The following is an 11,063-nucleotide window of genomic DNA, read 5'->3' on the forward strand; positions in this document are numbered from 1 at the left end:
CCCGATTTGTATCGTTTCGATACGAATTGGGGCCTGCCGCACGCCGAATGCAACCTTTCCTTTTCCCTGGTCTCCACCAGTCGCGTTACGCGAGGAACCGGCGATGGGTCGCTCCCCTTCCTTCCTCGATACCGGTCCACTCCCGGATCGGTCGCTGAAATGGGAGGTTTCCATGTTCGGAACATCAAACGGAGTGTCGATCCCCACGCTTTCCATGGCCCTGCTCGCCGCGGTGGTTCTCGTTGTGCCGGTCCATGCGGCTGATCGCGGCAAAAAGGGCGGCGGACTTGGTGTCGGCGTCGGTGTCAGCATCGGCGGCGCCAAGGCCGGCGTGGGCGCCAATGTCGGCGGTTCACGAGGTCTTGCCAATGTTGGCGCCCGCACAAGCGTCGGCGGCAAGAATGGCGTGAATGCCGGCGTCGGCGCGAATGTCGGCGGCTCGAAGGGTGTGGCCAATGCCGGTGTCGGCGCATCGGTGGGTGGACGCAATGGCGTAAATGCGGGCGTAGGCGCCACGGTTGGCGGCTCGAAAGGTCTGGCGAATGCCAATGTCGGGGCCTCGGTCGGCGGCCGCAACGGCGTGAATGCAGGCGTCAACGCCAATGTTGGAGGTTCCCGTGGCCTTCTCGACGCCAACGCACGGGCGACAGTCGGCGGTTCGAGCGGCCTCGGCGTCGGTGTCGGCGCCAATGTCGGCGGCCGCGGATTGCTCGATGCAGATGTCGATATCAGTCTTGGGGGAGACGACGAAAGCGTGACACTAACCACGCCCGTCGACCGCGGCAAACCCGGCGATGGCCGTCCCACTCCCGGCAAGGATCGGGATCGCGCGATCGTTGCTGACTTTGCCCAGCTGTCGCCAAGCGATAAGCAGCAGATGCTCAAGCGCTGCCGCGGCGTCAACAGCGGCGGTTATGATGCGGCGCTGGTCAAACTCTGCCGCCTGCTGGAAACGGCATCGCGCTAGGACTTGCAACGACGGTGGCCGTTCGCGGCCGCCGTCAGCTCTGACTTTGCGACTGGCTCTGGCCCGCCGCTTCCACCGTGATGGCGACGCTCATCGTCTCCGAGGCGCTGCCCACAACCATGCCGGAGATTGGTGCGGCATCCGTGTAGTCCAGACCGCTCGATAGGCGGACATAGCGTGCGTCTGGGCAAATATTGTTGGCGGCGTCGAAGCCAACCCAGCCGAGACCCTGCAGGTGCACCTCCGCCCAGGCATGGCTTGCCGTCTGCTCCGGCTCCTCCATCAGCAGGTAGCCCGAGACGTAGCGCGCGGGAATGCCGAGATGACGGGCGGCGGCGAGGAAGATATGGGCGTGGTCCTGACAGACGCCCTGCTTCTGCTCCAACGCCTGTTCGGCCGTCGTATCGGCGGCCGTTTCACCCGGCTTGTATTCGACGCCCGTATGGATGGCGGCCATGATGGCGTGCATGCGCGCCAGTTCATTGTCGCCCGTCGAGGCCGTGGCGAGCTCGCGGATGAGCTTACCTGGCTTGGTCAGCGGCGTCTCGCGTAGATAGAGCCACAGCGGCACGAAGCCCTGATGTGGGCCGAAGACGCCAGCCCGGTCCTCCGTGTCCACCTCGCCCTCGGCGACGATGCGGATCGTCACCTGCTCTGCATTGGTGCTGACGAGATCGACATGGTTGCCGAAATGATCGGTGTAGCCGGCTTCGACGCGGGCGCCGTGCACGGTGGTTGCCCATGCGCGCACGATCTGGCCCGGCTGCGTCTTCGGCGTCAGCCGCAGGCGCTGCAGCGAATACTGCACCGGGTCGTCATAGGTATATTCCGTCGTATGGCTGATCTTCAGTCGCATCGTTTGCCCCCCGCTCTCAACGATAGAAGCGGTAGCCGTCGGAGATCTCTTCCCCGAGGCGGTTGTTGTGAACGATGAACTCCTCGATGAATTCGTGGAGCCCCTGTTCCATGATGTCGTCGATGTTGCGGCTGCGCAGCAGCATCAACGTCGCGGAAGCCGTCTCGTGTGCCGCATGGTTGTCGCCGTAGAGTTTGGCGAGGTAACCGAGATTGCTGACGAGCTTGTCGTAGCTATAGGCCAGCGAGCGCGGCATGCGGTCGTTGAGGATCAGGAAGTCCGAAATGTTGGTCGAGGAATAATCGCCGTCATAGACCCAGCTGTAGGAGCGATGAGCCGAGACCGAGCGCAGGATCGATTCCCATTGCATGTTGTCGAGCGACGAGCCGACCTTGGCGATGGCCGGCAGCAGCACGTAATACTTCACGTCGAGGATACGGGCGGTGTTGTCCGCCCGCTCGATGAAGGTGCCGATGCGCGAGAAGTTGTAGATGTCGTCGCGCAGCATGGTGCCGTGAAAGGCGCCGCGGATGAGGGCGGTGCAGCGCTTGATCGTACCGATCACCTCCGGCATGTCGGCGGGCTTCACGCGTTTGGAGAGCGCAATCTTAAGCTCGATCCAGCACTCGTTCGTCGCTTCCCAGGTCTCGCGCGTCAATGCGGTACGCACCATGCGCGCATTGTTGCGGGCGGATTCGATGCAGGACATGACGCTTGACGGGTTGGCAGGGTCGCGCAGCAGGTAGTCGATGGCGTCCGCACTCGTCAGCTTGCCGTGCACGCTGTCGAAATCCTCCCGCACGCCGGCACTTTGCAGTACGCCGTCCCAGTCCTCGTCGGAGGAGCCGGAGCGTGTCAGCGCCATGCGCAGGCCCGCATCGATGAGACGGGCGATGTTTTCAGCGCGCTCGATATAGCGGAACATCCAGTAGAGGCCGTTTGCAGTTCTTCCCAGCATAGGCATCAGTCCTCCAGTACCCAGGTGTCCTTCGTGCCGCCGCCCTGGCTGGAGTTGACCACCAGCGAGCCTTCCTTCAGCGCCACGCGGGTCAGCCCGCCGGGAATGATCTGCACCTTGTCGGAAACGAGCACATAGGGCCGCAAATCCACGTGCCGGGGCGCAATGCCCTTGTTGACGAGGATCGGCACCGTGGAAAGCGACAGCGTCGGCTGCGCGATATAGTTCGACGGCCGGGCCTTCAGCTTTTCGGCGAAGGCCGCGCATTCCTTCTTCGAGGCGGTCGGGCCGACGAGCATGCCGTAGCCGCCCGAGCCGTGCACTTCCTTGACCACCAGCTCCTCAAGATGGTCGAGCACGTATTTGAGGCTGTCCTCCTCCGAGCAGCGCCAGGTTGGTACGTTTTCGAGGATCGCCTTGCGGCCGGTATAGAACTCGACGATCTCCGGCATGTAGGAATAGATCGCCTTGTCGTCGCAGATGCCGGTGCCGGGGGCGTTGGCAATCGTGATGTTGCCGGCCTTGTAGACATCCATGATGCCGGGAATGCCGAGCGCCGAATCCGGCCGGAAGGTGAGGGGATCGAGGAAATCGTCGTCGACGCGGCGGTAGAGCACGTCGATCGCTTCATAGCCCCGGGTCGTGCGCATCTTCACCTTGCCGTCGACGACGCGCAGGTCCGAGCCCTCGACCAGTTCCACGCCCATCATATCGGCGAGGAAGGAATGTTCGTAATAGGCGGAATTGAAGATGCCTGGCGTCAGCACGGCAATGCGCGGCTTGCCGGAACAGCCGGGGGGTGCAAGCGACGCAAGGCTCTGCCGCAGGGTCTTCGGATAGTCTTCGACCGGGCGCACCTTGTTGAGGTGGAACAGCTCCGGGAACATCTGCATCATGGTTTCGCGGTTTTCCAGCATGTAGCTGACGCCGGAAGGCGTGCGGGCATTGTCTTCCAGCACGTAGAACTGGTCTTCGCCCGTGCGTACGATATCGGTGCCGACGATGTGGGTATAGACGCCGCCCGGCGGCTTGAAGCCGATCATCTGCGGCAGGAAGGCGACATTGCGCTCGATCAGTTCGCGCGGCACGCGGCCGGCCTTGATGATTTCCTGCTTGTGGTAGATGTCGTCGAGAAAGGCGTTTAGGGCGATGACCCGCTGTTCGATGCCCTGGGCGAGCTTGCGCCACTCTCTGCCGGAAATGATGCGTGGGATGATGTCGAAGGGGATGAGCTTTTCGGAGCTGTCTTCGTGCCCGTAGACCGCGAAGGTGATGCCGGTTTTTCGAAAGAGGTTCTCGGCGTCTCTTGATTTGGCGATCAGGCGAGCCCGATCCTGTCCTTCGTACCAGTCGTGATACTTGTCATAGGGTTGCCGCGGGTTTGAGTCCGCGTTCATCATTTCATCAAATGCCAAAGGCGTGTTCCCCATTTTTCGCCATTTGAGTACAACATAAGAGGCAATGCAAGAACCATGCTCAATGAGAGGAAAAGAATTCTCATACCGCTTTGGGCGCGTTTAAACCGGCCGTGGCGACGGTTTTTCCTGGTGGCTGCATGACGGTTGAAGAGGTTCGTGCCGAAATGATGGGCAGATGCCGAAAGCATGGTCGCACCCGCCTTCCGCTGAACCTAATCATCAAGGAAATTCCTTTGACCATCACGGGGGTAGCGCCTATCGCTCGCGCACGTTTGTCCTGATGCCGGAAATCCCATGTCCCTCGATCGTCTGGCGCCCGCCATCTTCGTCCTGCTCTGGTCGACCGGCTGGGTCGTCGCCAAATACGCCACCTTCGTTTCCGAGCCGCTGACCTTCCTAAGCATCCGCTACCTGACGGCCGCGATCCTGTTTGCCGGCTTCTGTCTGGTCTCCGGCGCATCCTGGCCGCGCGACCGGCGCACCATCGCGCACGCCGTCGTCTCCGGTGCCTTCCTGCACGGCATCTATCTCGGGGCCGTCTGGTGGGCGATCGGGCAAGGCGTGCCGGCAGCACTCTCCTCGATCATCGCCGCGCTCCAGCCGTTGATGACGGCGCTTGCCGCCCCCTTCTTCATCGGTGAACGGTTGAGCGGCACGCAGAAGATGGGTCTCGGCCTCGGCTTCCTCGGCGTGCTGCTTGCCGTCTTGCCGAAATTCTTCGGCCACGGTGCTGCGGAAATTCCAGCCTTAGCCATCGTCATCAACATGCTCGGCATGGCCGCCGTCACCTATGGCACGATCTACCAGAAACAATATCTGCCGACCGGCGACATCCGCGCCATCGCGACCCTGCAATATGTCGGCGCGCTGATCGTCACATTCCCTTTTGCCATGGGGCTGGAAAACCTGCATGTCGATTTCGGCCTGACCTTCGTGGCGCTGCTGGCCTGGGCCGTGCTCGGCATTTCGATGGGCGCGATCCTGCTCTTGCTCTATCTGCTGCGCCGGGGTCAGGTTTCGCGCGCGGCGTCGCTGATCTATCTGGTGCCGCCGATCGCGGCCGTGCAGGCGGCCGCCATCTTCGGCGAGGAACTGACGATCCCGATGATCCTGGGCACCACGATTTCGGTGGTCGGGGTCTATCTCACCAATCGCAAAGCGGCCTGAACAAACAAAAACGGCGGGCCGAAGCCCGCCGTTTCTCATTCTATGTCGATCCGCTTACGCCTGTTCGCGACGCTGGCCGTCCGGCCGGCGCGGCTTGCCGTGGCTCTGCGGGCGGCCCTGGCCGTTGCCGCCGCCGTGGTTGCGGTTCTGGCGCTCGCCCTGCTTCTGGGCGGGGCGGCCGCCATGGGCACGCTTGCCGGCTGCGGGTGCGCCACCTTCGGAGGCTGCCTGCGAACCCTCGCCGAACGGCTTGCGCGGCGGACGCTGGCCGGCGCGGCCCTGGCTGGCGCGTTGGCCGCTGCCGCTGCGCGGCTTGCGCGACTTGCCGCCGGGACCGGCCGTGATGACCGCAGGCGCTTCGCCGCTGGCGACGGTGATCTGGATACCCATCAGCTTCTCGATGTCGCGCAGCAGGTGCGCCTCATCCGGCGTGCAGAAGGCGATCGCGATGCCGTCGCGGCCATTGCGGGCCGTACGGCCGATGCGGTGAACGTAAGCGTCCGCCACTTCCGGCAGGTCGTAATTGTAAACGTGGGTGACGCCGGGAATGTCGATGCCGCGGGCAGCGACGTCGGTGGCAACGAGCACGCGGATTTCGCCGTCACGGAAGGCCTTCAGCGCGCGTTCGCGCTGGCCCTGGCTCTTGTTGCCGTGGATCGAGGCAGCCTTGAAGCCGATATGCTCGAGATGCTTCATCAGCTTCTCGGCGCCATGCTTGGTGCGCGAGAAGACGAGCGACAGGCCGTCCGGGTTGTCGGTGAGCGTCTTGCGCAGGATCTGCGCCTTCTGGTCCTTGCCGGGAACGTGGTGCACATACTGCTCCACCTTGTCGGCAGCCTTGCCCGGAGGGGTCACTTCGACCTTCTTCGGGTTGACGAGATATTCGCCGGCAAGCTCGCCGATCAGCTTCGGCATGGTGGCCGAGAAGAGCAGCGTCTGGCGGTTCTTCGGCACCATCTTGGAGATCTTGCGCAGATCGTGAATGAAGCCGAGATCGAGCATCTGGTCGGCTTCGTCGAGCACGAGGTAGCGGGCCTGCGTCAGCGTCACGGCTTTGCGGGCAACGAGATCGAGCAGGCGGCCCGGCGTGGCGACAAGGATGTCGGTGCCGCGCGACAGCATTTCGGACTGCTTGTTGATGGAGGCACCGCCAACGACGGTGACGACGCGCAGCGGGGTCTTCTTGACGAAGTCGCGCAGGTTGTCGGCGATCTGGTTCACCAGTTCGCGGGTGGGTGCGAGGATGAGAGCGCGGATGTTGCGTGGGTCGGGACGGCGCGCGTCGGCGAGCAGCTTTTCGATCATCGGCAGGCCGAAAGCGGCCGTCTTGCCGGTGCCGGTCTGGGCAAGGCCGATCAGGTCGGAGCCTTCCATGACGAGCGGAATGGCCTTTTCCTGGATCGGGGTCGCTTTTTCAAAGCCGAGCGTGGAGAGGGTAGCGACAATGGTCTGCGAGAGGCCGAGGTCGTGAAAAGTGGTCAAGTCAAATACCTTTCGGGGCGCCAAACAGGTATCGCCGGAACGCACCATGCGCTTCCGGTTTCGTCTGGCGTCAAGAACCCCGCGTGAATTGGGAACTTGTGGGTTGGTTGGCTATCGTCTGCGCAGTCATCCGCAAAATGGGAGGCGGATCGTCTCTTGCGCTTGTCCTTCTTGGCATCCCGTACAGGGAAATCGCTGGCTCGCTCACGCGGCGGCCGAAGGGCGACGCTGCGGCTCATGTCGTTGTTTTGCGCCAAAAAGTCAAGTGCTACTTTCGCAGGTGCAAAAAGGGGATCCCTCAATCCATGCGCAGATCGAAGTCGGCGGAGGCTGAAACCGTACCGTTGATGAGGATGTCGATGCGGTGCCGGCCGGGATAATAGACGCGTGTGGTGATCGCCCGGATGGCATGGTCCTTGTCGATCGACTGGCGCCCGCCCGCCGGCAGGTCCAGCGTCTTCCACTTGAACACTTTCGGCGCCAGCGTGCCGTTCGCCTTCACATGATGGATCGCGTAGTCGATCATCAGTCGCTGCGGTTCGGCATCTCCGTTGCTGACGGTGATGGAAAAGCTCAGCTTGTCGCCGAAGGTGACGACGGGTGTTGCGACCGTCAGGCTGGCAGCAATGCCGCGCGCTGCGGCAAAGCCGAAATTGGCGAGCGCCTTGGTGTCACCCTTCTTGAGCAGCGTGCGCGAAGCATGGCGCAGCAACTGGCGCCGCTCGGTTGAGGCGCCGTCGATATGACGCTCCACGAAATCGGCGACGAGGGCAGGGTGGTCCTTGGCGATATCGTTGAGGCTGTTGGCGACGGAACGACGGACATAATCCTCGGGGTCGTCGAGAAGCGCGACGAGGATCGGCAGGATAGGTGCGGGCGCTTTCACCAAGGCCGGCAGGCTCATTGCCCAGGGTAGACGCGGGCGGGTGCCTTCGGAGGCGAGGCGGCGGACATGGTGGTTGGCGTCCGCCACCCAGCCGGAGATTTCGGCGAGCGCCCGGTCCTGCTCCGCATGGATGAAGCGGCGAATGCCGAATTCTGCGGTGAAATGCGGTGTCAGTGCCTTGAGGAGGGCGAGTGACACGTCGAAATGGCCAAGGCCGTGTTCGGAGACGAACTGATTGACGGGCAGCAACGCCCAGCCGGAAAGGCCCGGTTTTCCGTGCTCCGGCAAGGCCTTGCGGAGAATACCCGCGGCAGCGGCATAATCGGCGGGTAGCGTCTGCGTCAGCGCATCCTTGATCCGCTCGGCACGCTGCATCAGTTCCAGCGTCTCCATGCCATCGGTCGCCAGCGCCGTGAAGCGATCCGCGTCGAAATCGGGTGCTACGCGGAAGATATGGCCGGCCATGTCCGTCACCAGTCCGGGATGCAGCAGGTTTTTCAACGGTTCGGCCATGAGGATCTCCTGTCGTCGGCGGCACCCTAGCGGGCCGCGTCGGCCGGCGCATAGGGGCGCAAAATGCTTTCCAACAGCTTCGTGATCATCGCCACCCGGAACATGCCGGACGGCGTTGCGTTGGTTCACTGCGCATCCGGCCACAATCCTGTTGGATGCTCTCAACGGCAGAACAGCTGCCAGTCCACAAACTCGCTACGGGAGTGAAACATGACCGCTACGACTTGGATTCTCGCCGCCGACGGCAACCAGGCCCGCCTCTTGAAGGGGGTGAACCTGCTGAAGGACGAACAGCAGAGCCCGGAGCAGGAAGTCTTTCGCTGGGAGCCGAAGAGGGCGCAGGACATCATGGCCGATAAGCCCGGCCGCAGCCATTCCTCCGTCGGCCATGGCCGTTCCGCCATGGAATATTCGAGCGATCCGGTGCGGGAGGAGCAGCAGAAATTCACCGCCGAAGTCGCCGGCCTGATCGACGGCTACGCCGCCGAAGGCGCCTTCGACCGGCTGGTGGTCTGCGCCGCTCCGCAGACGCTCGGGGACCTGCGCAACAAGCTCTCCGATAAATCCCGCACACTGACCATGGCCGAGATCGACAAGAACTTTTCGAACCTGCCGACGGACAAGCTGATCTCGTCCGTCCGCTCAATCATGTTCGACGCCTGACCCTTTTCAGAAGTCGGTCGGAACGCCGCCCTCTTCCTTGCGCTTTGCGACGAACGCATCCAGTTCGTCCTCGATCGCAGGGTCGAGCGGCGGCTTTTCGTAGGTGTTGAGCTTTTCTTTGAAGACCCGGTTGGCGTGGTCGTAGGTGGTCGGCCGGCCGGCTTCCGTCCAGGTCTCGAAATTGCGCCAGTCCGACAGGATCGGCGAATAGAAGGCCGTTTCGTAGCGCGCCAGCGTGTGCGGCGTGCCGAAGAAATGGCCGCCGGGGCCGACGTCGCGTACGGCGTCGAGACCGAGCGCATCGGTGCTGATATCGAGCGGCGTCAGGTATTCCGCCACCATCTGCAACATGTCGACATCGAGGATGAACTTCTCGAAGGATGCCGTCAGGCCGCCCTCGCTCCAGCCGGCCGAATGCATGATGAAATTGCCGCCGCCCTGCGTCAGCGCCCAGAGCGAGAAGGCCGATTCATAGGCGGCCTGCGCATCCAGCGTGTTGGAGGCGTTGGTGTTCGAGGTGCGGTAGGGGATGTTGTATTTGCGGGCGAGCTGGCCGCCGGCAATGACCGCCTTCATATATTCCGGCGTGCCGAAGGCCGGTGCGCCCGTCTTCATATCGACGTTGGAAGTGAAGCCGCCATACATGACCGGCGCGCCGCGCCGCACCATCTGCGTGAAGGCGATGCCGGCCAGTGCTTCCGCATTCTGTTGCACGACGGCGCCTGCGATCGTCACCGGCGCCATGGCGCCGGCCAGGGTGAAGGGGGTCACGACGACGACCTGATTGCGCGAGGACATCTCGATGATGCCTTGCAGCATCGGCCCGTCGAGACGCAGCGGCGAAGACGTGTTGATGATGGTGAAGAGCGAGGGCTCGCGCTCCATCTGTTCCATGGAAATGCCGCGGCCGATGCGGGCGATCTCGATGCCGTCGAGATTACGCTGCTTGCCCAGCGAATAGACGTGGAACGCCTTGTCCGTCAGTTTCACCATGTCCGACAGGCAATCGAGATGGCGGATGGATGCGTGGATATCGATCGGCTCGACCGGATAGCCGCCCGTCGTGTGGATGATGTCGTAGGACTGCGCGAGCTTCACCAGCTTGCGGAAATCCTCCTGGTTGCCGGCGCGCCGGCCGCCATCGCGGTCGGCCACGAAGGGCGCGGAGGCGATCTGCGCGAAGACGAGGTTGTTGCCGCCGATCTCGACATTGCGCATCGGATTGCGGGCATGGAGCGTGAAGGCCGATGGCACCGAAGCCATCATGTCCATGATGAGGCCACGGTCGAAGCGCACGCGGTCCGTACCCGGCGTCACGTCGGCGCCGGCCGCCTTCATGCGCTCGCGCGCTTCCGGCAGGATGACGTCCATGCCGATCTCTTCGAGGATCGTCAGCGAGGCATGATGGATCGCCTCCAGCGCGTCTTCCGAAAGTACGGTGGACTTGGCCGTGGTGTTGACGAGATTGAGGTATTTTGAGGTGGTCGGTGCGCGCCGCGTGCGCTCGGCACCCCGCCCACCGCCGCGTCGGCGACGCTCGACGGGGGCGTCGTCGGCCTCCGGTTGTTCGAGGTGATTTTCGAGTTTGATCACGTCACCCATGCAGCACAGCCCCGGTCTGGTTTGCCTCTTTTTGTTGTCGCATATCCTGCGACGCGATGGCCCGTCATTTGCGACAGGGAAATGCCGCCGTGGATAAGGTTCGCCTTCGGCAACGATCGGTTAACCATCCGTTCAAGGATTGGTGATACTCCGCAAGGGGTACAAATCTCTCTTCCGTCCCGCTTCGGGGAGCGCATGACGTGACTGAATCTCATGACGAATTGCTGGTAGCGGCCATGGCGCGCGTTCGCGCGCACCCGCATCCGGCTTACGTCAAGAGCAGCGAACTGCGTTACCTCGCCGTCAACGACGCCTATGCGCGCCTGTTCGACCACAACCCGGCCGACATGATCGGTCTGCGCAGCGACGAGATCGGCGAACTGCCTGGTCATGGCGAGCGGGACGATCCGGAACGCCGCTGCCTGATCTTCGGCAATCCCGAGCGCGCCCGCTTCGTGCATCCCTTCGGTGGCGGAAGTTTCGATATCGCGTTAAAACGCGAGCGACTGTCGGCAACCTTGTCCATCCTCGTCGCTATCTTTACGCCGTCC

9 protein-coding genes and 1 pseudogene are annotated in these 11,063 nt (G+C 63.0%); 4 read left to right on the forward strand and 6 right to left on the reverse strand.

Translation table 11 applies throughout. The features are described 5' to 3' along the window. The first annotated feature begins 172 nt into the window (after positions 1 to 172). Positions 173 to 967: a hypothetical protein gene (locus tag ACOZK4_RS10940; protein ID WP_421591917.1), complete on the forward strand. Its 795-nt coding sequence runs from the start codon at positions 173 to 175 to the stop codon at positions 965 to 967. A gap of 34 nt (positions 968 to 1,001) precedes the next feature. On the opposite strand, the gene ACOZK4_RS10945 is transcribed toward ACOZK4_RS10940, so the two are convergent. The 3 genes from ACOZK4_RS10945 to ACOZK4_RS10955 are packed head-to-tail and all read right to left on the reverse strand — an operon-like array spanning position 1,002 to position 4,196. Next, a complete protein-coding gene (locus ACOZK4_RS10945) occupies positions 1,002 to 1,823 on the reverse strand; it encodes a transglutaminase family protein (RefSeq protein WP_421591918.1) in 822 nt (273 codons plus the stop codon). A gap of 16 nt (positions 1,824 to 1,839) precedes the next feature. Further along, on the reverse strand, positions 1,840 to 2,781 hold the full coding sequence (locus tag ACOZK4_RS10950; protein WP_313524536.1) for an alpha-E domain-containing protein: 942 nt from the start codon (positions 2,779 to 2,781) through the stop codon (positions 1,840 to 1,842). Between the two features lie 5 nt (positions 2,782 to 2,786). Continuing rightward, the gene (locus ACOZK4_RS10955; protein WP_313524539.1) at positions 2,787 to 4,196 is read right to left on the reverse strand and encodes a circularly permuted type 2 ATP-grasp protein; all 1,410 of its coding nucleotides are present in this window, start codon (positions 4,194 to 4,196) and stop codon (positions 2,787 to 2,789) included. 297 nt (positions 4,197 to 4,493) lie between these two features. Here ACOZK4_RS10955 and ACOZK4_RS10960 point away from each other — a divergent pair, with 297 nt between their 5' ends. Next, positions 4,494 to 5,366, forward strand: a complete 873-nt coding sequence (locus tag ACOZK4_RS10960; RefSeq protein WP_421591919.1) for a DMT family transporter — start codon at positions 4,494 to 4,496, stop codon at positions 5,364 to 5,366. Between the two features lie 54 nt (positions 5,367 to 5,420). Here ACOZK4_RS10960 and ACOZK4_RS10965 read toward each other — a convergent pair whose 3' ends face one another. Both ACOZK4_RS10965 and ACOZK4_RS10970 read right to left on the reverse strand, forming a co-directional pair. Further along, positions 5,421 to 6,848, reverse strand: coding sequence for a DEAD/DEAH box helicase (locus ACOZK4_RS10965; RefSeq protein WP_421591920.1), 1,428 nt, complete (start codon positions 6,846 to 6,848; stop codon positions 5,421 to 5,423). Between the two features lie 298 nt (positions 6,849 to 7,146). After that, a complete protein-coding gene (locus ACOZK4_RS10970; RefSeq protein WP_421591921.1) occupies positions 7,147 to 8,247 on the reverse strand; it encodes a DNA alkylation repair protein in 1,101 nt (366 codons plus the stop codon). Between the two features lie 210 nt (positions 8,248 to 8,457). On the opposite strand from ACOZK4_RS10970, the gene ACOZK4_RS10975 reads away from it, so the two are divergent. Beyond that, positions 8,458 to 8,910: a host attachment protein gene (locus ACOZK4_RS10975; RefSeq protein WP_313528001.1), complete on the forward strand. Its 453-nt coding sequence runs from the start codon at positions 8,458 to 8,460 to the stop codon at positions 8,908 to 8,910. A 6-nt stretch (positions 8,911 to 8,916) separates the two neighbouring features. Here the strand turns inward: ACOZK4_RS10975 and ACOZK4_RS10980 are convergent, their stop codons facing one another. Continuing rightward, positions 8,917 to 10,512, reverse strand: coding sequence for a trimethylamine methyltransferase family protein (locus ACOZK4_RS10980; RefSeq protein ID WP_421591922.1), 1,596 nt, complete (start codon positions 10,510 to 10,512; stop codon positions 8,917 to 8,919). Between the two features lie 200 nt (positions 10,513 to 10,712). On the opposite strand from ACOZK4_RS10980, the pseudogene ACOZK4_RS10985 reads away from it, so the two are divergent. Next, positions 10,713 to 11,063 (forward strand): annotated as a pseudogene (locus ACOZK4_RS10985) (hybrid sensor histidine kinase/response regulator); the annotation flags it as partial.

Origin of the sequence: Shinella sp. M27 (genome assembly GCF_049199905.1) — a bacterium.
Lineage (GTDB): Bacteria > Pseudomonadota > Alphaproteobacteria > Rhizobiales > Rhizobiaceae > Shinella.